The sequence below is a fragment of the Dietzia sp. Alg238-R159 genome, assembly GCF_900537145.1.
Lineage (GTDB): Bacteria > Actinomycetota > Actinomycetes > Mycobacteriales > Mycobacteriaceae > Dietzia > Dietzia kunjamensis.
Genome location: NZ_UNRI01000004.1, coordinates 14918 through 35330, shown reverse-complemented (window position 1 = coordinate 35330; position 20413 = coordinate 14918). Strand labels below are relative to the sequence as shown.

Below are 20413 nucleotides of genomic sequence, written 5' to 3'. Positions count from 1 at the left end.
CCACACGGACCCGTCGGGCTCGTCGGCGTCTGCGGCGCGCGTGGCGGCGGCCCTCCGCGGCGGATCCTCAGCCGCGCTTCAGTCGGGTGGGCGAGAATCCCGTCATGAAGATTCTCGTTGTCGACGACGACCAGGCCGTGCGCGAATCGCTCCGGCGCTCCCTGACTTTCAACGGCTACGACGTGGAGCTCGCCGGCGACGGCATCGAGGCGATCGAGAGGGTCGATACCAACCGGCCCGACGCGGTCATCCTCGACGTGATGATGCCCCGTCGGGACGGGCTCGAGGTGTGCCGGATCCTGCGCAGCAGGGGGGACGACCTGCCGGTGCTCATGCTCACCGCGAGGGACGCCGTTTCCGAGCGGGTCGCGGGTCTGGACGCGGGGGCCGACGACTACCTGCCCAAACCCTTCGCGCTGGAGGAACTCCTCGCCCGCCTGCGGGCTCTGCTGCGTCGTCGCGGCACGGACGCCGAGGAGGTCGACGAGGTGCTGGAGTTCGAGGACCTGCGGATGGATATCGCGACCCGCGAGGTCACCCGCGGCGAGCGGCGGATTCAGCTCACCCGCACCGAGTTCTCCCTGCTCGAACTCCTCATGCACCACCCTCGCCGGGTCCTCACCCGCAGCCACATCCTCGAGGAGGTGTGGGGCTATGACTTCCCGACCTCGGGTAACGCTCTCGAGGTCTACATCGGCTACCTGCGGCGTAAGACGGAAGGGGAGGGCGAGAGTCGGTTGATCCACACCGTGCGCGGTGTGGGTTACGTGCTGCGCGAGACGCCGTAGTGCCCGCCCGCACGATGCGGACGGGGTCCGCGCCGATCTCCCTGCACCAGCGGGTGACGCTGCTGGCGGCGAGCTCGGTGGGTGTCGCGGTGGCCCTCATGGCCGTCGCGGCGTACTTCGTCGTGTCGGGGTCGATGTACAGCGATGTCAACAACCGCCTGCAGCAGCAGGCCGACCAGTTGGTCAACAGCCAACTCGCCTCCGAGTTCGCCCTGCAGTCGCGCAGCACGCTGATCGCACTGCGGGCGTTCAACCCGAACCTGGACGCGCAGATCGTCGCTCCCTCCGGGGTGCGCACCGCGACCGGGGAACCCTTCCAGATCGGTGGCCCGGAGATCGCGGTCGTGCGCGGCGAGGCCGAGTCGAGCCTGCGTACCTCCGGGGGCAAGCAGATCTACGCGGTCGGGGTCCGAGACGGCTCGACCCTCATCCTGGCCCAGGACCTCAGCCCCACCCGGGCTGCGTTGAACCGTCTGGCGATCGTGCTCACGCTCGTCGGGGCAGCGGGCATCGCCCTGGCCGCGGTGGCCGGGACGGCCGTCGGCCGCACCGGGTTGGCGCCGGTGGCCCGGCTGACCAGGGCCGTGGAACGCATCGCCCGCACCGATGATCTGCGGCCGATCCCCGTGGCCGGTGACGACGAGATCGCCCGCCTGACGAGCAGTTTCAACCAGATGCTCGTCGCGCTGGGGGAGAGCCGGGAGAGACAGGCGCGGCTCGTCGCGGACGCCGGGCACGAACTCAAGACGCCCCTGACGAGTCTGCGGACGAACGTCGAGTTGCTCATCGCGGCCAGTCGCCCCGGCGCGCGGACGATCCCCGACGCCGACCGGAACGAACTCGAGGCAGACGTCGTGGGGCAGATCTCGGAACTCAGTCAGCTCGTCGGGGATCTGGTCGAGCTCGCCCGGGAGGACTCCGGCGAGGTCGAGCTGGAGCCGGTGGCCGTCTCCGACGCGGTCGAACGGGCCCTCGAGCGGGTCCGGCGTCGCCGACACGACGTGGACTTCGACGTCGAGTTGATGCCGTGGTACTCCTTCGGCGACTCGGCCGGGATCGAGCGGGCGGTGCTGAACGTGTGCGACAACGCGGCCAAGTGGAGTCCCGCCGGCGGGACGGTGACGGTGCGGATGCGGCCCGTCTCCGACGCGGTGATGGAACTGACGGTCGCCGACCAGGGGCCCGGCATTCCCGAACAGGACCGCGAGTTGGTCTTCGAACGGTTCCACCGCTCGCACGAGGCGCGCGCGATGCCGGGGTCGGGTCTGGGGCTGGCCATCGTCCGACAGGTCACGACCCGACACGGTGGAACCGTCGAGATCAGCGACGCCGAGGGCGGCGGCGCACTGGTGCGGGTGACCATCCCCGGAAGCGAGCAGCCGCCCGGGTGAGTCCCGGGGTGGCGAGTACCGTCTCAGCGGGCACACAGCGCCATCGGGAACCATGGGACCCATGGAGAACGAGAACGAGAACGGCCGGGGCAGGGGCGAACCCGGGTCCCCGGACGAGTGGGCCGGCAGATCGGGTGCCGGTCTCGGAGGACCCGCACACGGACCCTCCGGCCAGAACCCCTACGCCGCCGAGAATCCCTACGGCATGGCCCAGGGGTGGGGTGGAACCGATCGGCCCACCACGGCCTTCCCCGCTCAGCACCCCGCGCAGGCGCAGGCGCAGGCGCAGGGGCACGCACAGGGCCAGGGGCAGGCCGGACCGTGGCGACCCGCGGACGCCATACCCCCCTCCGACGCCATGCCCCCCTCGGGCCCGCCGCCCCACCCCGGGGCCGGGCCGGGTGTGGAGCCCGGAACGCCGCCGGGACAACGGAAGTCGGGCCGGGGCCTGCTCGCGGCCGGCATCGTGGCCGCCATGCTCGTCTCGGGTGGGCTCGGTGGGTGGATCGGTGCGACGGTTGCCGGTGGGTCCGCGGCGGGGTTGTCCTCGCCCATCAGCGCGACCCAACCCGAGGGGACGGCGCCCGACGGCACCGTCGAGGCGGTGGCGGACAAGGTGCTGCCGAGCGTCGTGTCGATCGACGTGCGTTCCCAGACGGGCCGCGGCGAGGGGTCCGGGGTGGTGTTGACCGCCGACGGCCTCATCATCACCAACAGCCACGTCATCGGCGCGGCTCTCGCCGGGGGCCAGATCCAGGTGCGCTTCGACGACGGCTCCAAGGCTCCCGCGAGCGTCGTCGGCACGGACCCGGCCACCGACATCGCGGTCATCAAGGCGGAGACCTCCCGCCCGCTCACCCCCATTGCCCTGGGCACCTCGGCGACGTTGACCGAAGGACAGGCCGTGGCCGCGGTGGGGTCGCCACTGGGGTTGTCGGGCACCATCACGACCGGGATCGTCTCCGCGCTGAACCGCCCGGTGCGGGCCGGCGGCGCCCAGTCGGACCAGAGCACGGTGATCGACGCCATCCAGACCGACGCAGCCGTGAACCCGGGCAACTCGGGCGGCGCGCTGGTCAACATGAACGGCGAACTGGTCGGGATCAACTCGGCCATCGCGTCGTTGGGATCGGGCAATTCGGGATCGATCGGCCTGGGCTTCGCCATCCCGGTGGACCAGGCCAGGCGGATCGCCGACCAGCTGATCAAGCAGCAGTACGCGACCCGCGCGGTGCTCGGGGTCTCGGTCAGCGACTCGCCGGAGGGCGACGGCGCGCTGGTGCGTGCCGTCGAGCCGGGTGGGCCCGCCGAGCGCGCGGGGATCGAGCAGGGCGCGGTCATCACCGGGGTGGGGGATCGGCTCATCGAGGGCGGCGACGCGCTCGTCGCGGCCATCCGGTCCCAGGCGCCGGGGGACACCGTGACCGTCACCTATGCTTCTCGTGAGGGCGATTCGCCGAACACCGTAGACGTGATGCTGGGAGAGGCCAGATGAGCACCAGATTTGACCCGCGGGCTCTGCCCGGGGGCCGCAAGCTCCCCACCGGTATGGACTTCGACCCCGCGGCCGTCGAGCCCGTGGAGCCGCAGATCGCCGGCCGCGCCATGGTCGTGGTGGTGACCGACCGCCTCAACGAGCGGGAGGACTCCATCGGTCCGCTGGTCACGGAGCTCCTCGAGGAGGAGGGGTTCCTCGTCGGCGGTGTCGTGGGCGTGGCGGCCGACGAGGCGGAGGTCCGCAAGGCCCTCGAGACGGCGGTGGTCGGTGGATTCGACTTCGTCGTGACCGTGGGGGGCACCGGGGTCGGTCCCCGGGACATCACGCCCGAGGTCACCGAGGAGATCCTCGACCAGCGCCTGCCCGGCATCGCCGAGGCCATCCGGTCGTCGGGTCTCACGGCCGGCGCGGTCGACTCGATCGTCTCGCGCGGCTACGTGGGGGTGTCCGGCAGCACGGTCGTCGCCAACCTCGCGCCGAGTCGCGCGGCCATCCGCGACGGGATGGCGACCCTGTGTCCGCTGGTCTCGTACGTGGTGGCGCAGCTGTCCGCCTTCGACGAACTGTGACGGATCCACGGCCGGTGGACCGGGGGCGACTCGACGAGGTGTTCGGGGAGACCCTGCCCGAGACGACCTCGGATGAGGCGCGCAGCGCCGACAGTCGGATCGACGACGACTGGTGGCGCGATCAGCGCCCGCCGCACCACGGCTGACTCCACGGCGACGCAGCGCCACCGCCGGCAGACGCCGACGCCCCGCCGGCCATGACGGCGCCGACGGGGCGTGGGACGTGAACCGGGGTTGATCAGGCGTTGCTCGACGGGCTGTCCGGCTCGGACGGGTGCGTGAGCGGGCGACCGGCGAGCAGGTCGCGGATCTCCACGAGGAGGTCATTGTCCGAGGCGGGGGCCTCGATGCCCTTGCGCTTGGCGACGGCCTCCTTCATCTTGTTCATCGGTCCGACCAGGACGAAGTAGATGATGGCCGCGATCAGCAGGAAGTTGATGATCGCGGTGATGAGCATCCCGAAGTCCATGACGGTCTCGGGATTGCCCTCCAGGAGTTGGACGGCGAACCCGATCTCGCGGTCGCCGCCGAGCAGCGCGATCAGTGGGTTGATGATCGCGCTGGTGAAGGCGTCGACGATGGATGCGAACGCGGTGCCGATCACGACGGCGACCGCCAGATCGATCACGTTGCCCTGCATGATGAATTCCTTGAAACCCTTGAGCATTCGTGCACCTTCCCAAAACGGTCGTTTCACCGGATTCGGCGAGGATACCAGCCGGCCGTGCCGCTTCCGCGCAACTCAACCGTGGACCACGACGGCCAGCGGGGTCCCGGCGGCCGTCGCGGCGAGGCGGGCGGCGTCGGTCTCGGGGACCTCGACGAGGATCGAGCGGGCGCCCGACCGCCCCACGGGGGCGTCCCGTACCCGGGCGGCGTGGGCGATGAGCGCGGGCGACTGCCCCGGGACGATTTCGGCGGTCCCGACGAGGTCGACCAGGTCGCCGGGACGGAGCAGATCGGCCACGGTGGGGTCGGCGAGCGGGACGGGCACCACCCGGACCGGTCCGCGAGCGGGATCGTCGCCGGGCCCCGCGGCGGCGGCCGGGGCGGTGGGTTCCGCCGGGTCCTGGGCGCCGGATCGGTCCACGAACGGGGCGGCCACCACGAGTGCGGCCGCGAGCCCGATTCGAACCGCGCGGCGCCGCCGCCACCGCCCGGGTGTGGTCACCGAGGCGATGGTGCGGCGCATGGGGTCCCCCGTCGGTCGGTGCGCTCGACTCGAGCGCCGGATCGGTGGGCGCCGGGCGGGCCGGTGCCGTGTCGATCAGACCGTAGCGGCGCGGTGGGTCGGCCATGCCGCCCCGGGCGCGCTGGGGTGCGACGTCTGTGGAGACGGCCGGGGGTGTGGATAACCGGCGGGCAGAACCGGCGGGCGGTGCCCCGGCCGGGGGCGGCGGTGACGCGGCCGGTGACGACGGCGGTGCCGGTGACTACGGCGCCGGTGACGACGGTGCCGGTTACGACGACGAGGTCGACGACCCCGAGGAGGAGCCCGAGCCGGTGGATGCGCCGGAGCCGGAGCCCGAGCCGGATCCCGAGGAGCCGGACGTCGAGGAGCTACTGTCCGACGAGCCGGAGCCCGAGGAACCGCTGCCGGACGAACTGCCGCCCGATCCCTTGCCGGCCGATCCCTTGCCGACCGAGCCGCTGTCGCCGGAGGCCCGGCTGTCGGTGCGGTAGAAGCCGGAGCCCTTGAAGACGACGCCGACCGTGTTGAAGAGCTTGCGCAGCGTGCCGTCGCACCGGGGGCAGACCGTCAGCGAGTCCTCGTCGAAGGACTGCTGGATGTCGAAGGCGACGTCGCAGTCGCGGCACCGGTAGGAGTAGGTGGGCATCGGGCCTCCCGAGGAGTATCGGATAACGCCTTGGCACTCTACTCCGGCGAGTGCCAAGTTCCGAAGTCGAGAACCGCCTCCGGGGTGATGACGCCGTCGACCGGCCGGTCGTGTGGCTCGGCGGGGACGTGGTCGACGACGTTCTCGGAGTCCAGCAGCGCGAGCATCCTCGTGCGCGGGCCGGTCAACGCGAGGGACCGGTCGTAGTAGCCACCGCCCCGGCCGAGCCGGTTCCCGGACCGGTCCACGGCGACGGCGGGGACGAGGACGAGATCGGCACCCGAGATGAACTCCGGCCCTGCGGGCGGGGCCGACGGGACGGGGATGCCGAACCGTCCCGGGACCAGGTCCGCCGGCCCCGCGTACGCCGCCCACTGCAACGGGCCGACCACCGGCGAGACCGGCAGGAACACCCGCGCACCGCACCGGGTGAGTTCCTCGGCCAGACCCCGTCCGCCGGCCTCGTCGTCGTCGGGGACGTACGCGCAGACCACCATCCCGGCGGTGACGACGCCCCCCAGGCGCCCGAGGATCCTCCGGTCGCGTTCGGCGCGCACCGGCGCCGGCACCGCGGCCCGGCGATCGAGGGCCTCGCGGCGCAACCGCGTCTTGTCGACCGAGAGGGCGACGGTCTCGTCGGTACGATCGGGCCGGTCGGACTGCATGACCCCAGTCTGCCGCGCGTGGCGCCACCCCGAGGGGGCGGGTGCGAGGTCTATGGTGGTCGCCATGACGTCCAGTACCTCTGTCGACCCGCAGTTCCGGACCGCCGTCGTGCCGGCGGCCGGCCTGGGGACCAGGTTCCTGCCCGCCACCAAGACGGTGCCCAAGGAACTGCTACCGGTCGTGGACACCCCGGGCATCGAGCTCATCGCCGAGGAGGCCACCGAGGCCGGCGCCGGCCGACTCGCGATCGTCACCTCCGAGCGCAAGGTCGGCGTGATGGCGCACTTCTCCGAGGACCAGGTCCTCGAGGACACGCTGTCCGACCGCGGCAAGGACGTCCTGCTGCACAAGGTCCAGCGCGCCCCCGGGCTCATCGAGGTCGTGGACGTGCGCCAGGACGAGCCGCTGGGGCTCGGTCACGCGGTCGCGCAGGTGGAGTCGGTGCTCGGCGACGAGGAGAAGGCGGTGGCCGTGCTGCTGCCGGACGACCTCGTCCTGCCGTTCGGGATCCTCGGCCGGATGTCGGCGGTCCGCGCGGCCCGCGGCGGCAGCGTGCTGTGCGCGTTCGAGGTGGATCCGGAGGACGTGTCGTCCTACGGCGTGTTCCGGGTCGAGGACACCGATGACCCGTCGGTGAAGAAGGTGCTCGGCATGGTCGAGAAGCCCGCCGCCGAGGACGCTCCGTCCAACCTCGCCGCGGCCGGGCGGTACGTGCTCGACCGGGCGATCTTCGACGCGCTGCGCCGGATCGAGCCGGGTGCCGGAGGCGAGCTCCAGCTCACCGACGCGATCGACCTGCTCATCGGCGAGGGACACCCCGTGCACGTGGTGGTCCACGACGGTACGCGGCACGACCTGGGCAACCCGGGCGGCTACATCAAGGCCTGCGTGGACTTCGCTCTGGACAACCCGGCGTACGCGGACGATCTCCGCGAGTGGCTCTCGGACCGACTGGGTTCCTGACGAGCACCGTAGGTGAGGCGGGCCCGCTCGGCGGGCGGTGACTGGTACGGGAAGGGGACACTGGGTGCGCTCCGTCGAGGAACAGCTGGCGCTGGTGACGGCGGCCGCGGTCGCCCCGCGCCCGGTCCGTGTGGCGATCTCCGAGGCGCAAGGCTTGTTGTGCGCCGAGGAGGTCGTCGCGGAACGGCCGCTGCCGGCGTTCGACCAGGCCGCCATCGACGGGTACGCGGTGCGCAGCGTCGACGTGCGCGCCGGCGGGTCCACCGCCCAGGGCGGGGACGGCCCGGCCGGACCGGCGACACTGCCCGTGGTCGGTCAGATCACCGCGGGATCCCGCCAGCCGACCCGCCTCCAGCCCGGCCAGACCGTCCGGGTGGACACCGGCGCGCCGCTGCCCACGCTCGCGGACGCGGTCCTGCCGATCGGATGGGCCACCGCCGACGGGCGTCACATCACCCCCTCCCGCGCCGTCCGCACCGGGGACTACGTCCGACGGGTCGGCGACGACGTGCAGCCCGGGGACGTGGCGGTGCGCGCGGGCAGCATCATCGGACCGGCGCAGGTCGGCCTGCTCGCCTCGGTCGGGCGCGCGAAGGTATTGGTGCACCCCAAGCCACGGATGGCGGTCATCTCCGTCGGCGACGAACTCGTCGACGTCGACGGCCGGCCCGGCACCGGACAGGTCTACGACGTCAACTCCTACGCCCTCACCGCGGCCGGCCGGGACGCCGGCGCCGACGTCCACCGCGTGGGCATCGCCAGTACCGAACCGTCCCGCCTGCGCGAGGTCCTCGAGGGTCAACTCGTGCGCAGCGAGCTCGTCGTGGTCTCGGGCGCCGCCGGCGGTGAGGCGACCACCCGCATCCGCCAGGTCATGGCCGAGCTCGGCCAGATCGAGGTCAACCGGGTGGCGATGCATCCTGGGTCGGTCCAGGGGTTCGGGCGGCTCGGACGCGACGAGGCCCCCACCTTCCTCCTGCCGTCCAACCCGGTCAGCGCCCTGGTGGTCTTCGAGATCATGGTCCGCCCACTCATCCGGATCGCCCTCGGCAAGCGCCAGCCCATGCGCCGCACCGTCCGCGCACGGACCGTCGCGCCGATCTCGTCGGTCGAGGGTCGGCGCGGCTACCTGCGCGGACAACTGATGCGCGACACCGACACCGGCGAGTACCTGGTCCGCGCCCTCGGCGGCGCCCAGGGGTCGTCCACCCACCTGCTGGCCTCGCTGGCGGAGGCGAACTGCCTCGTCGTGATCGACCCCGGCGTCACCGCGGTGCGTACGGGTGACGAGGTCGACGTGATGTTCCTCGCCCAGCGCGGGTGACCGGGCCGGCGACGTGAGCGGACCGTGGAGCGCGTTCGCCGCCGACACGGTGACCCGCCCCGGGTGGCCGATCGAGGCCGGGCCGGTGCGGGTGCGCGCAGGGGTCGTGACCTTGCGCCCGGTCCGCCGCCGCGACGCCCGGGACTGGGCGGCGCTGCGGTTGTTCGAGCGGGACCACCTCGAACCGTGGGAGCCCACCGTCGAGGGGCGCTGGCACGAGAACAACTCCGCGCGCGCCTGGCCCCCCATCCACGCCCAGCTCAAGCGTTACGCCCGCGCCGGCGCGAGCCTGGCCGCCGCCATCGAGTTGGACGGCCGCTTCTGCGGGCAGCTCACCGTGGGCGGGATCGTCCGCGGCGCGCTGCACTCCGGCTGGATCGGCTACTGGGTGGGGCGACCCTTCCTCGGTGGCGGGGTGGCCACGGCCGCCCTGGCGCTGGGTGTCGACCACGCGTTGGGTCCGGGAGCACTGCACCGGGTCGACGCCACCGTCCGGCCGGAGAACACCGCCAGCCGCGTGGTGCTGGACCGGTGCGGTTTCCGCGAGGAGGGGCTGCTGCGGCGCTACCTCCACGTCGACGGGGCGTGGCGCGATCATCTCCTGGTGGCACGGACCCGCGAGGAGCACGGCCGGGGCGCCGTCGCGGCTCTGGTGCAGGCGGGTCTGGCGCGACGCGCGTGACCGCGCGTCTGAGTATGTCCTGAGCATCGTGACCTGCGGCGCGCCGTCACTGGACGGGGCTCGGGCCCCGATACGGTTGGGACCTCACCACGACGTCCCGTGTCGGGGTAGACGCTCGAGGAGGCCTGATCGATGTCGAGCTCGCTGCTGATCATCCTGCTGGTGGTGGTCTGGCTGTTCGTCCTCGCGCCGATGCTCATCCGGTCGCGGAATCCCATCCGCCGCACCGGTGACGCACTGGCCCAGACGCGCACGCTCTACTCCGGCGGTTCCGGCCGACTGGTACCCAGTCGTGGCCGTGCCGCCGCCGACCCGGTCCAGGCCGAGGACGAGGACTCCCTCTTCGGTCTGCCCTCCGGGGCGGGCGCGACGGACGCCGAGTTGCTCGACACCGAGACGTGGGAGCACCTGCTCGAGCAGACCCTGCGCCGTGAGGCCGCCGGCCGCCGGGGCGAGGCCGTCCGCCGGGCGATGGAGGAGCGGCGCGCCGCGGTGGCCGGGGACCCGGCCGCCGAGGAGGTCACCTCCGAGATCCCGGCTGTGCCCGTGGCCGACGAGTACGACCCGGCCAGGGCGGTCGCGTCGGTCGACGAGCGGTCCGCCTCGGTCGTGGGCGCCCGGGTCGGCGACCTCCGCTCGAACGGCATGGGCGCGGCGGCCACGGACTCGGACGTGTCGGGCGCGGAGGCGGACGACGAGACCCGGCGACCGGTGGTCGTCGACGGCGAGCTCGTCGAGGGCACGGCGGGGGAGCGGACCGCGGCTCGGACCGATCACGCCGAGGACGCCGCGGGCATCGACGAGGAGGCCGTGCTCACCCATCGTGGGCGCCGACGCCCGGCCGAGCCCGAGGTCGAGCTCACCGACGCCGATCTGAGCTTCGCCGAGCGGCGTCGCGGGCGCGGGGCCTACGACCCGATGGCGGACCGCGAGGCCGCCGAGCAGCGGGCCCACGCGCGCCAGCGCACCGCGCTCATTCTCGTGGCGCTGTCCGTCGTCACCGTGATCGCCGCGCTGCTCACCGTGCCCGCCGTCTGGTGGTTCGCCGGAGGCTCCGTCCTGCTGCTCGCCGCCTACCTGACCTACCTGCGCCGCCAGGTCAAACTCGAGGAGAGCCTGCGCCGCCGCCGCGTCGAGAGGATGCGTCGCGCCCGGCTCGGTGTGGAGTCCCGCGAGGACGACGAGCTGTCCGTGGTGCCGCCCCGCCTGCGGCGTCCCGGTGCGGTCGTGCTGGAGATCGACGACGAGGACCCGGCGTTCGACGTCCTCGATACGTTCGACGATCACCTGGATTCCGACCCCGGGCACCACGATCACCGGCGCCGGCAGCACGCACCGCTGCGGCGCGCCGTGGGGTGATCGACGGCCCGGTTTGGTCGGGGGACCGACCATCCTGGTAAGGTATTCCACGCTGCTCGAGAGGGCGGCACCGTCGCCTGAGAGAGTGACAACGTCGCCCGCCAGGGCGGCGAGGGGCTATAGCGCAGTTGGTAGCGCGTCTCGTTCGCATCGAGAAGGTCAGGGGTTCGATTCCCCTTAGCTCCACCCAAGGACTACGAGTTCTCAAGGCCGTTTCCGCGCAAGCGGGGACGGCCTTTCCGCTTTGTGGTGAGTTGGCGCTGTGGTGAGTTGGCGCTGTGGTGAGTCGGCGCTGTGGTGAGCTGGGGCAGTGGCCGTTCACTCCTTCACGATCGTCGAGCGCTTCTCGGCCGAGCCCGGTGACGTGCTCTCCCTCGCCTCCGACGCCGCGCGGTGGCAGGAGTGGGCGCCTGCGCTGTTGCGCGGGCTCGGCCGACGTCACCCCGGCGCCGTCACCGTGCGCGCCCTGCCCGGCGGTGGTGGCGAGCTCGAGTGGGAGTGCTCCATCCGGACGTCCGATCGGGTCGTCGGCACGGTCGTCGCCCGTGTCATCGCGGCGCTCGTCGCCCTGCTGGCGCGTCGTCTGGTCACCGAGGCCGACCGTCGGATCACGCTCACCCGTCGGCCGAGTCTCCCGGCATGCCTCCAACGCCTCGGCCTACAGCTGGTCATCCGCCCCGTGCTGACCATCGCACCGTTCGACCGGAGGTGGATCCGGGCGATGCGCGCGGTGGCCACGGGCGCGTCGCGGGCCACGGGATCCCGCCGGGTGGCCCGACCGGCCGACGATGCTCCCGTCCCCGGGCTCTGGATCGACGGGCCGGCGGATGCCCCGGGGCTGCTCGTGTTGCACGGTGGTGGCTATGTCGCCGGCTCAGCGGACACGCACGCCACCATGGCGACCACGCTCGCCCGGCTGTCCGGATCGACCGCCTACGTCCCCGACTACCGACTCGCGCCCGAGCACCGGTACCCGGCCGCCCTCGACGACGCCGAGGTGGCGTTCCGTCATCTCGCCGAGCGTGTCGGTGGCGCAGCGCGGGTCGCCGTCGCCGGGGACTCCGCGGGCGGCGCCCTCGCCCTCGGGCTGCTCGACCGCCTCCGCCGCAGTGGGGAGCGTCCGGCCGCCCTGGCGTTGGTCAGCCCCTGGGTCGACCTGGCCGGGCGCACCGGCCCGGGGCGGCAGGCCGGCGCGGCCCGGTGGAGTGGCGCGTTCGACCCGCGCACGCCGCCGAGGCTGGCCCGCGCCTGTCGCGACGCCTATGCCGGGAACGTCCCGGTCGACGACCCGGGGGTCTCACCCGCCCGGCGCCCCCTCGACGCGTCGGCGCCACCGACCGCGATCGTGTGCGGCGGCGACGACTTCGTGGTCGACGACGTCCGCCGCTTCGTCGAGGCCAGTCGCTCGCGTGGCGCGACGATCGACCTGAGGGTCTGGCCCGGGATGATCCATTGCTTCCCGGTCGTGGCGGGCACCCCGGAGGGCGCCTCAGCGCTGGCCGTGCTCGCGGTCCACATCGGGAGCGCGGTCGGCGGTGCCTCGGATCCCCGACGGGAGGACTGATGGGGTCGGGGATCGTGACGACCGCCTGCGGCGTATTGCTCGTGGAGATCGGTGCGGGCGTCTGAAGCGGGTAAGGCCAACCTATGGTCTGCAGGTGGCGGGCGGTAGCGCCGCCCGGCGTAGGGTGCCTGCGGCGAATCACGACAAATGCGCTGGCCAGACAGGGGACGGGGCGGGTGGAACAGGTTATAGTTCTGCTCATGAGTCTCGCGCCCGGAACACCCGCACCCGATGTCTTCAGCCCCGGCAAGATCGGCAACGTGACGCTGCGCAACCGCATCGTCAAGGCCGCGACCTTCGAGGGGCGCTGTCCCAAGGGGCGCATCACCGACGAGCTCATCGAGTTCCACGCCGAGTACGCGCGCGGCGGCGTGGGCATGACGACCGTGGCCTACCTCGCAACCTCCCCCGAGGGCCGCACCGACAAGCACCAATACCACTGGGGAATGGACGACGGTGGCATGCTGCGCAAGCTCACCGACGCCGTGCACGCCGAGGGCGCCGCGATCTCCGCCCAGGTCGGTCACGCCGGGGCCGTCGCCAACGGGTCGTCCAACGGGCTGCCCCCGCTCGGGCCGTCCCGGATCCCGGCGCCCACCGGCCTGGCGATCACCAAGGCGTGCACGGAGGCGGACATCGACCGGATCGTGTCCGACCACGTCCGCGCCGCCCGCGGTGCGTATGAGGCCGGTTTCGACGCCATCGAGGTGCACTTCGGTCACAACTACCTCGTCAGCGAGTTCCTCAGCCCCAAACTCAACCGGCGCAAGGACTCCTACGGTGGATCGCTGGAGAATCGCGCCCGCTTTGCACGGCGCATCGCCCGCGCCATCCGTGACGCCATGGGCGACAAGATCACGGTGACCATCAAGCTCAACATGGACGACGGGGTGCCCGGCGGGTTCTGGATCGACGAGGCCCGCCAGGTCGCCCAGTGGCTCGAGCAGGACGGCTCCGCCGACGCGCTGGTGATGACAGTCGGCAGCTCCCTGCTCAACCCCATCTACCTGTTCAAGGGCGCCGCGCCCCTGGAGGAGTTCGCCGCCACCCAGCCCGCGGTGATCAAGATGGGCATGAAGGTCGTGGGTCCGAAGATGTTCAAGGAGTACCCGTACACCGACGCGTACATGTTCGACGACGCCCGGCAGATCCGCGAGGCCGTGGACCTGCCGATGATGCTGCTCGGCGGGATCGTCGACCGGCCGTCCATCGACAAGGCGATGGGGGCCGGTTTCGAGTTCGTCGCCATTGGCCGAGGCCTCCTGCGTGAGCCCGACCTGCCCAACAAGCTCAAGGAGGACGACCGGCGTCGGTCGCTCTGCGTGCACTGCAACCGCTGTATGGCCACCATCTACAGCGGCAGCCGCTGCGTGCTGCGCGAGTACGTCCCGCCGATCCCCGCCCGCGGCGGCCACGACACCCTCCAGGCGACGAGCCCCACGCCACCCGTGTAGAGCGGACGCGCCCGCCCGTCCCCGCCTCACGTGCCCCGTCGGGCCGCTACGGTGATCACATCGGGTGGCCCGCCGCTTTTCGATCCGGGCCCGGACGTGGGGGAGTAGATGTCGAGGCGACGGATCAAGAACTACCGGGGCAGGGTCTGCGTGGTGACCGGCGCGGCCAGCGGGATCGGTCGCGCGGCGGCCCTCCGGCTCGCGGATGAGGGCGCCCGCTTGGTGCTCACCGACCTCAACGCCGAGGGGCTGGCCTCCGCCGAGCAGGCCTGCCGGGACGCCGGTGCGCCCGTGCTCGTGGCCGAGGCGCTCGATCTCACCGACCACGAGGCCGTGATGGCGTTCGGGGAGCGCGTCGTGGCCGACAGCGGTGCGCCCGACGCGATCTTCCACGTGGCCGGCAACTCGGCCTGGGGCCGCCCGGATCTGCTCGAGCACCGGATCTGGCGGTCGATGGTCGAGGTCAATCTCATGGGCACCATCCACGTGGTGGAGGCGTTCGTGCCCGCGATGATGACCGCCCGCAAGCCCGCCGCGCTCGTCCTGGTCTCGTCCGCCGCCGGTCTGCTCGGCCTGCCGTGGCACGCCGCCTACAGTGCCGCCAAGTTCGGGATCCGCGGCGTCGCCGAGGTCCTGCGCTTCGACCTGGCGCCGTACGACATCGGCGTGCACCTCGTCTGCCCCGGCGGCGTCGACACCCCGCTCGTGGAGTCCGTCGAGATCGCGGGCGTCGACAGGTCCGATCCCGAGGTGGCCAGGACCGTCGACCAGTTCCGGCGCCACGCGGTCACCCCGGACCAGGCCGCCGAGAAGATGCTCGAGGGCGTGCGCAAGGGGCGCTACCTCGTCTACACCTCCCCGGACGTCCGCATCGGCTTCGCCGCGCAGAAGTTCGCCCCGCCGCTCTACCGGATCGCGATGACGGCCCTCCACCGCCGACTCGCCAAGGCCGGCCGGGGCATCCTCCCGTGAGGGGGATGGAGACCCTCCGGGACGCCGCGATCCTCCTGGCCCGTGTCGGGCTCGGGGTGGTGTTCGCGGCCCACGGGTGGCAGAAGTTCTTCACCCTCGGCCTGAGCCGGGTGGCCGAGCAGTTCTCGAGCTACGGCATCCCGCAGCCGGCCGTCACCGCCGCGATCGTCGCCGGGGTGGAGTTGGTGGCGGGGGCCGCCCTCATCGCCGGGCTTCTCACCCCGCTCGCGGGCATCCTGCTCGGCGTGGACATGGCCGGCGCGTTCTACTTCGTCCACGCCACCAACGGCCCGTTCATCACGCAGAACGGCTGGGAGCTCGTGGTGGCGCTCGGGGTGGGGGCGCTGCTCGTGGCGGCGGTCGGCGCCGGCCGGTTCAGCATCGACAGGGTGCTGGGCGGCTAGCGCCGACCGGGCGGGAACGGCTGTCGCCGCCCGGGCCTCACCCCGAGGCCATCGCGCGCATCGCGGACACCGGGAGGCCGTCCGGGTACGGGGCGTCGATGCCGGCCTCGTCGAAGGCGTTGCGGATGCGGCGCCGCAGCTCCCGCTCGGTGGCCCACTGGGTGTTGGCCTGCGTCACCGCGGTCATCCGCAGGGACCAGAAGTCCGCGTCCAGCGCGTTCACGCCCTGGAGCTCCGGGCCCGAGATGAGGTTCGACGCGATCGGCTCCTCGGCCGCCGCCTGCCTGGCGGTCTCGATGGCCACGGTGCACGCCCGGTCGACGTCGGCGGTGTAGGACACGGGGATCTCGAGGAACGCGACGCCGAAGTCCTGGCTGTAGTTCCCGACCCGGGCGATGTCGCCGTTGCGGCAGTACCAGAGCGTCCCGTGCAGGTCCCGCAGTGAGGTGACGCGCAGTCCCACGTGCTCGACCGTGCCCTCGGCCTCGCCCAGGTCGACCCAGTCACCGACGCCGTACTGGTCCTCGAAGAGCATGAACAGACCGGAGAGGAAGTCCCGGACGAGGGCCTGGGCGCCGAAGCCCAGCGCGACGCCGACGATCCCGGCGGACGCGATGAAGGGCGCCACGTTGACGCCGACGATGGCCAGGGTCTGCAGCACCACCCACACGAGCACGGCGAACGAGACGATCGACTTGAGCACCGACCCGATGGTGGCCATCCGCTGTGCCCGCCGTTCCGCGCGTCGATGCTCGGTCCGCACGTGCTCCGCGGAGCGTCGTCGACTGTTCTTCTTCAGACTCGCGGCGGTGAGACCGCCACTCTCGTCGGCGGTGACCTCACCGCGGTCGCCGTCGGGGTCGAGTTCGACCGTGTGCGCGTCGGCGCGCCGGTCGGCCCGTTCCTGTCGGCGGCGCCGCCACGAGGACGGGGACGCGTTCTTCGACGGGGCGGTGATCCGGTCGATGCCCCGGTGGAGCACCCACCGCACCAGCAGCGCCAGCACGAGGTACAGGGCGATCATGACCGGCTTCTCGACCAGCCACTGTTGGGTCACGTCGCTCATCGGGAGATCGGCGAAGGGAAGGGATAGCTCGTTCACTGCCGCGACGGTACTGACCGCACACCGTCTGCGACACCTCGTCCCCGGCCGCGGGGCGCGGGGATCAGACGGCGCCGAGCCGGTGATCAGCACATGCTCAGGGGGCGGGATCCACGTGCGGGTGGGGACCTCGCGGGGGCGACTGCGCTAGCGCCAGGAAGGTAGCCAGAGCTGGTGACTCCACTCGGTCTGGGTGATGGGCATCCCCGAGAGGATGGGCAGCGCGTAGATGAAGTTCACCACGACCAGCGCGAGGTACAGGCTGACGATCGCACGACCGATGAGTTGCCGCCGGGGGGAGTCGGTGGCCCTGCCGGCGATCTCGCCCAACACGAGCGCGATCATCATGACGAAGAACGGCGCCATGACCGAGGCGTAGAAGAAATACATCTGGCGGTCGTGCTGGAAGAACCACGGCAGATAGCCGGCCATGTAGCCCACCAGTGGGAACGCGTAGCGGCCGTCACGGCAGATGACTGCGCGCCAGAACGCCCACGCCAGGACGGGGACGGCCAGCCACCAGATGGCGGGGGTCCCCAGGAGCATGATCGCGCGGACGCACGAGGTCTCCCCACAGCCGGCGATGCCCTCGCCCTGCTCGACGTAGTAGAGCATCGGTCGCAGGCTCATGGGCCAGGTCCACGGCTTGGACTCCCAGGGGTGTCGGTTCCCGGCGGAGGTGGTCAGCGTGGAGTGGAAGTCCAGGACCGACGACTGGTAGTACAGCCACGACTGCACCGAGTCGGGCAGCCAGTTGTCCTCGACCTCGTCGCCCACGACGTGCCGGTACACGGAGTTCTCGTTCGCGAACCAGGGCAGCCACGTGAACATGTGGAGGATCGCCGGCCAGAGGACGAGGGTGAGGAAGGCCGGCACCGCGTCGCGCAGCAGTGCGCCCGCGAGGGGGCGCTGGACCCCGTAACGGCTGCGCAGAGCCCAGTCCCACGCCACGGTCATCACACCGAAGAAGGCGATGAAGTACAGGCCGGACCACTTGACCCCGAGGGCGAGGCCCAGCATGACGCCGGCTGTGAAGCGCCACCAGCGGAATCCCAGTCGCGGTCCCAGGCTCGACAGGTGGAGCCTGCCCTCGAGGGCGGTCCGGTGCATGCGGGCGCGCATCTGGTCGCGGTCCACCAACAGGGCGCCGGCGGCCGCGACGACGAAGAGCACCTGGTAGATGTCCAGCATGCCGATGCGGGAGGTCACGAAGCTGACGCCGTCGAGGCACAGCAGCAGCCCGGCGACGAGGCCGAGCTGGGTGGACCGGGTCAGGCGCCGGGTGATGCGCATGACCATGAGCACCACGAGCACCCCGGCCAGGGCCGCGGTGAACCGCCAGCCCAGGGGGGAGTAGTCGAAGAGCATGCCGCCGATGGACTGGATCTGCTTGGCGACGGGCGGGTGGACGACCAGGCCGTAGGCGGGATTCTCCTCGATGCCGAGCTGGGCGACGTTGTACGACTGCGGTGCGTAGTGCTTCTCGTCGAAGACCGGGGTGCCCTTGTCCGTGGCCGAGGTCAGGCCCCAGAAGCGGGAGAGGAACGCCAGGACCAGGATGACGCCGGTGGCGATCAGGTCGCGGGTCGTGTCGACCGGACCGGTGTCGGGGGAGGGCAGCGGGCGTCCTGGTGAGCGCACGCCGATGGTCGAGGTCACAGGCAGAGCATAGTGGGGGCCGTACGCCGGGCGGGGATGCGCCCGGCCACCGATAGGGTGGTCGTCATGACGTCCGGACGTGTCGTGTTGGCGGCCACCCCCATCGGGAACCCGGCTGACGCCTCGGACCGGCTGCGGCAGGTCCTGGCGACCGCCGACATCGTGGCCGCGGAGGACACCCGCCGGCTGCGTTCCCTCTCGACGGCTCTCGGGGTGACCATCGGGGGCCGGGTGATGAGTTTCTTCGAGCACAACGAGGCCGGTCGTGTGCCCCAGTTGGTCGAGCGGGTCCGCGCCGGGGACGTGGTGGCGGTGGTGACCGACGCGGGGATGCCGGCGGTGTCGGACCCGGGGTACTCCCTGGTCGTGGCGTGCATCGAGGCCGGGCTCCCGGTGACGTGTCTGCCGGGTCCGTCGGCGGTCACCACGGCGTTGGTGCTCAGCGGGCTGCCGGTCGACCGCTTCTGCTTCGACGGGTTCCCGCCGCGGCGCCCGGGCCGACGCCGGACGTGGTTGGCCCGGCTGGCGACCGAGGAGCGCACGTGTGTGTTCTTCGAGTCCCCGCACCGCCTGGCCGACACGCTCGCCGAGGCGGCGCAGGTCCTGGGCGCGGACCGCCGGGCGGCGGTGTGCCGGGAGTTGACCAAGACCTATGAGGAGGTCCTGCGCGGGACCCTGGGCGAGCTGGCCGAGCGGACCGCCGGCGGCGTGCTGGGGGAGATCGTCGTGGTGGTCGAGGGGGCCGACGCCGCCGGGTCGACCGCCACTGTCGAGGACCTCGTGGAGATCGTCGAGGAGCGGGTCGAGGCGGGGGAGCGGCTCAAGGACGCCTGCGCCGCCGTGGCCGAGGGGTCGGCGGTGACCAAGCGGGACCTCTACCAGGCCGTGCTCGACTCACGCGCCTGAGGGGGCACGGCGGCTCAGAGCCAGGGCGCGGGACCGCCGCCCCAGGTGAACGCCGCCTTGTGCACGCATTCGTCCCATTCGGCGTCCGGGTCGGAGTCGATGGTGATCCCGCCGCCCACCCCGAGTTCGCAGCGGCCGTCCGGCGCCACCTCGAGGGTGCGGATGGCCACCGCCAGGTCGAGGGTGTCGGCGGTCGCGAACCCGTAGGTGCCGCAGTGCAGGCCGCGGGACCGCGACTCCCAGCCGGCGATGAGTTCCCGGGCACGCTGCTTGGGGGTGCCGGTGACCGACGCGGGCGGGAAGGTGGCGGCCACGAGGGCGTCGTGGTCCACCGAGGTGCGCGCCGTGACGGTGGAGACCAGGTGGTGGACGCCGGGCGCGGGACGGACGGCGAGTAGTTCGGACACCCTCACCGAACCCACGTCCGCCACTCGTCCGAGGTCGTTGCGCGCGAGGTCGACGATCATGATGTTCTCCGCGACGTCCTTGGCGGAGGCGAGGAGCTGGGCGGGGTCCCGGTCGGCGGGCACCGTGCCCTTGATGGGGCTGGTGCGGACGTCGTCGCCGGTGCGCACGAGGAACTCCTCGGGGGAGAAGGCCAGTACCGCGCCCCACTCGCCCTCGAGGTACGCCGACCGCGCGGCGGGGGCGCGGCGGGCCAGGGAGAGGAAGGTCTCGAGTGGGTCCGCGCGGAGCCTGCCGTCGAGGCGGGTGCTCAGGCAGGTCTGGTAGACCTCGCCGGCGCGGATCGCCTCGAGGCAGTCGACCACGGCACGTCTGTGTGCGCGACGGTCGGGGACGGCCCAGGTGAGGGGGATGCCGAGCTCGTCGTCGTCCCCCTCGTCCCCATCGCCGCGGGTGTCCCCGGTGCCCCCGGATGACGGCGGCCCGTACCGTCGGATTACCTCGTGCGGGTCGGGGGCGGTGCCGTCGCCCCGCCACCGGCCGTCCGGGTCGAGCGTGAGCATGCCCGTGGCCGTGCCGCGGACCGCCGCGGGCAGGAGAGGGGCGTGGTCCGGTACGTGGTCGGGGAAGGAGCGGAACCCGACGACGACGAGGTCGCCGTCCACCGAGAATACCTGCTCGGGCCGGGTCGGCCGCAGGTCCACGGAGGGGATGATCACCGCCGGGGAGTCGCGCCAGTCGCCGAGGAACGCCGCCGGGGGACCGATCCCGAGGGCCCGCGCCCGCACGTGGAGAGCGCGCAGGAGCGCCGGCACGGCGGGGGTGGAATCGGGCACCGTCCGATCGTGCCACCCCGGGACGGCGAATCC

21 protein-coding genes and 1 tRNA gene are annotated in these 20413 nt (G+C 72.2%); 15 read left to right on the top strand and 7 right to left on the bottom strand.

What is annotated here, in order from left to right; translation table 11 throughout:
• Positions 1–104 precede the first annotated feature (104 nt).
• From G6R20_RS11265 to G6R20_RS18525, 5 genes are all read left to right on the top strand, one after another.
• Positions 105–788 carry a response regulator transcription factor gene (locus G6R20_RS11265; protein WP_069388691.1) on the top strand — a complete coding sequence of 228 codons (684 nt, stop codon included), beginning with the start codon at positions 105–107 and terminating at the stop codon, positions 786–788.
• The gene (locus G6R20_RS11260; protein WP_163376479.1) at positions 788–2179 is read left to right on the top strand and encodes a HAMP domain-containing sensor histidine kinase; all 1392 of its coding nucleotides are present in this window, start codon (positions 788–790) and stop codon (positions 2177–2179) included. Before G6R20_RS11265 ends, G6R20_RS11260 begins: the two co-directional genes overlap by 1 nt.
• 61 nt (positions 2180–2240) lie before the next feature.
• Positions 2241–3674, top strand: coding sequence for a trypsin-like peptidase domain-containing protein (locus tag G6R20_RS11255; protein WP_205475844.1), 1434 nt, complete (start codon positions 2241–2243; stop codon positions 3672–3674).
• A 53-nt stretch (positions 3675–3727) separates the two neighbouring features.
• Positions 3728–4246 carry a molybdenum cofactor synthesis domain-containing protein gene (locus tag G6R20_RS11250; RefSeq protein ID WP_205475856.1) on the top strand — a complete coding sequence of 173 codons (519 nt, stop codon included), beginning with the start codon at positions 3728–3730 and terminating at the stop codon, positions 4244–4246.
• Positions 4243–4392, top strand: a complete 150-nt coding sequence (locus G6R20_RS18525; RefSeq protein WP_205475842.1) for a hypothetical protein — start codon at positions 4243–4245, stop codon at positions 4390–4392. Before G6R20_RS11250 ends, G6R20_RS18525 begins: the two co-directional genes overlap by 4 nt.
• Positions 4393–4484: 92 nt before the next feature.
• On the opposite strand, the gene mscL is transcribed toward G6R20_RS18525, so the two are convergent.
• The 4 genes from mscL to G6R20_RS11230 form a co-directional block, all read right to left on the bottom strand.
• Entirely contained in the window at positions 4485–4913 is a 429-nt protein-coding gene (gene mscL, locus G6R20_RS11245; protein WP_163376477.1) for a large conductance mechanosensitive channel protein MscL, read from the bottom strand.
• 75 nt (positions 4914–4988) lie between these two features.
• Positions 4989–5438, bottom strand: coding sequence for a hypothetical protein (locus G6R20_RS11240; protein WP_163376476.1), 450 nt, complete (start codon positions 5436–5438; stop codon positions 4989–4991).
• A 268-nt stretch (positions 5439–5706) separates the two neighbouring features.
• Entirely contained in the window at positions 5707–6084 is a 378-nt protein-coding gene (locus tag G6R20_RS11235; RefSeq protein WP_083249692.1) for an FmdB family zinc ribbon protein, read from the bottom strand.
• 38 nt (positions 6085–6122) lie between these two features.
• On the bottom strand, positions 6123–6815 hold the full coding sequence (locus G6R20_RS11230; protein ID WP_240341416.1) for a 5-formyltetrahydrofolate cyclo-ligase: 693 nt from the start codon (positions 6813–6815) through the stop codon (positions 6123–6125).
• Here G6R20_RS11230 and G6R20_RS11225 point away from each other — a divergent pair.
• The 9 genes from G6R20_RS11225 (at position 6814) to G6R20_RS11185 (ending at position 15472) form a co-directional block, all read left to right on the top strand.
• Positions 6814–7713, top strand: coding sequence for a UTP--glucose-1-phosphate uridylyltransferase (locus tag G6R20_RS11225; protein ID WP_067713277.1), 900 nt, complete (start codon positions 6814–6816; stop codon positions 7711–7713). The two genes, G6R20_RS11230 and G6R20_RS11225, sit on opposite strands and share 2 nt — an antisense overlap.
• Positions 7714–7777: 64 nt before the next feature.
• A complete protein-coding gene (glp, locus tag G6R20_RS11220; RefSeq protein ID WP_163376475.1) occupies positions 7778–9037 on the top strand; it encodes a gephyrin-like molybdotransferase Glp in 1260 nt (419 codons plus the stop codon).
• A 13-nt stretch (positions 9038–9050) separates the two neighbouring features.
• Positions 9051–9719 (top strand): GNAT family protein, encoded by a 669-nt coding sequence (locus G6R20_RS11215; protein ID WP_163376474.1) that lies wholly within the window; start codon positions 9051–9053, stop codon positions 9717–9719.
• A 132-nt stretch (positions 9720–9851) separates the two neighbouring features.
• Entirely contained in the window at positions 9852–11078 is a 1227-nt protein-coding gene (gene glpR / locus G6R20_RS11210; protein ID WP_163376473.1) for a gephyrin-like molybdotransferase receptor GlpR, read from the top strand.
• Between the two features lie 113 nt (positions 11079–11191).
• Positions 11192–11264: transfer RNA gene (locus tag G6R20_RS11205), tRNA-Ala, on the top strand.
• A 124-nt stretch (positions 11265–11388) separates the two neighbouring features.
• Positions 11389–12642, top strand: a complete 1254-nt coding sequence (locus tag G6R20_RS11200; RefSeq protein ID WP_163376472.1) for an alpha/beta hydrolase fold domain-containing protein — start codon at positions 11389–11391, stop codon at positions 12640–12642.
• A gap of 200 nt (positions 12643–12842) precedes the next feature.
• Positions 12843–14096, top strand: a complete 1254-nt coding sequence (locus G6R20_RS11195) for an NADH:flavin oxidoreductase (RefSeq protein ID WP_163376471.1) — start codon at positions 12843–12845, stop codon at positions 14094–14096.
• A gap of 108 nt (positions 14097–14204) precedes the next feature.
• Positions 14205–15068 (top strand): SDR family oxidoreductase, encoded by an 864-nt coding sequence (locus G6R20_RS11190; RefSeq protein ID WP_163376470.1) that lies wholly within the window; start codon positions 14205–14207, stop codon positions 15066–15068.
• A gap of 5 nt (positions 15069–15073) precedes the next feature.
• Positions 15074–15472: a DoxX family protein gene (locus G6R20_RS11185; protein ID WP_096907104.1), complete on the top strand. Its 399-nt coding sequence runs from the start codon at positions 15074–15076 to the stop codon at positions 15470–15472.
• Positions 15473–15509: 37 nt separating this feature from the next.
• Here the strand turns inward: G6R20_RS11185 and G6R20_RS11180 are convergent, their stop codons facing one another.
• Positions 15510–16538 carry a mechanosensitive ion channel family protein gene (locus G6R20_RS11180; RefSeq protein WP_163376572.1) on the bottom strand — a complete coding sequence of 343 codons (1029 nt, stop codon included), beginning with the start codon at positions 16536–16538 and terminating at the stop codon, positions 15510–15512.
• Between the two features lie 183 nt (positions 16539–16721).
• Positions 16722–18233 carry a phospholipid carrier-dependent glycosyltransferase gene (locus tag G6R20_RS11175; RefSeq protein ID WP_132061688.1) on the bottom strand — a complete coding sequence of 504 codons (1512 nt, stop codon included), beginning with the start codon at positions 18231–18233 and terminating at the stop codon, positions 16722–16724.
• Between the two features lie 66 nt (positions 18234–18299).
• On the opposite strand from G6R20_RS11175, the gene rsmI reads away from it, so the two are divergent.
• A complete protein-coding gene (gene rsmI / locus G6R20_RS11170) occupies positions 18300–19139 on the top strand; it encodes a 16S rRNA (cytidine(1402)-2'-O)-methyltransferase (RefSeq protein WP_154828314.1) in 840 nt (279 codons plus the stop codon).
• A 14-nt stretch (positions 19140–19153) separates the two neighbouring features.
• On the opposite strand, the gene G6R20_RS11165 is transcribed toward rsmI, so the two are convergent.
• Complete coding sequence (locus G6R20_RS11165; RefSeq protein WP_163376469.1) at positions 19154–20380, bottom strand: aminodeoxychorismate synthase component I; 1227 nt, start codon at positions 20378–20380, stop codon at positions 19154–19156.
• Between the last annotated feature and the right edge of the window lie 33 nt (positions 20381–20413).

Bases quoted from the DNA above. Each gene is read 5' to 3' on its own strand.
- G6R20_RS11265 (WP_069388691.1), top strand. From the start codon at position 105: ATGAAGATTCTCGTTGTCGACGACGACCAGGCCGTGCGCGAATCGCTC.
- G6R20_RS11255 (WP_205475844.1), top strand. From the start codon at position 2,241: ATGGAGAACGAGAACGAGAACGGCCGGGGCAGGGGCGAACCCGGGTCC.
- G6R20_RS11250 (WP_205475856.1), top strand. From the start codon at position 3,728: ATGGACTTCGACCCCGCGGCCGTCGAGCCCGTGGAGCCGCAGATCGCC.
- mscL (WP_163376477.1), bottom strand. From the start codon at position 4,913: ATGCTCAAGGGTTTCAAGGAATTCATCATGCAGGGCAACGTGATCGAT.
- G6R20_RS11240 (WP_163376476.1), bottom strand. From the start codon at position 5,438: ATGCGCCGCACCATCGCCTCGGTGACCACACCCGGGCGGTGGCGGCGG.
- G6R20_RS11235 (WP_083249692.1), bottom strand. From the start codon at position 6,084: ATGCCCACCTACTCCTACCGGTGCCGCGACTGCGACGTCGCCTTCGAC.
- G6R20_RS11225 (WP_067713277.1), top strand. From the start codon at position 6,814: ATGACGTCCAGTACCTCTGTCGACCCGCAGTTCCGGACCGCCGTCGTG.
- G6R20_RS11230 (WP_240341416.1), bottom strand. From the start codon at position 6,815: ATGGCGACCACCATAGACCTCGCACCCGCCCCCTCGGGGTGGCGCCAC.
- glpR (WP_163376473.1), top strand. From the start codon at position 9,852: ATGTCGAGCTCGCTGCTGATCATCCTGCTGGTGGTGGTCTGGCTGTTC.
- G6R20_RS11195 (WP_163376471.1), top strand. From the start codon at position 12,843: ATGAGTCTCGCGCCCGGAACACCCGCACCCGATGTCTTCAGCCCCGGC.
- G6R20_RS11190 (WP_163376470.1), top strand. From the start codon at position 14,205: ATGTCGAGGCGACGGATCAAGAACTACCGGGGCAGGGTCTGCGTGGTG.
- G6R20_RS11185 (WP_096907104.1), top strand. From the start codon at position 15,074: ATGGAGACCCTCCGGGACGCCGCGATCCTCCTGGCCCGTGTCGGGCTC.
- G6R20_RS11180 (WP_163376572.1), bottom strand. From the start codon at position 16,538: ATGAGCGACGTGACCCAACAGTGGCTGGTCGAGAAGCCGGTCATGATC.
- rsmI (WP_154828314.1), top strand. From the start codon at position 18,300: ATGACGTCCGGACGTGTCGTGTTGGCGGCCACCCCCATCGGGAACCCG.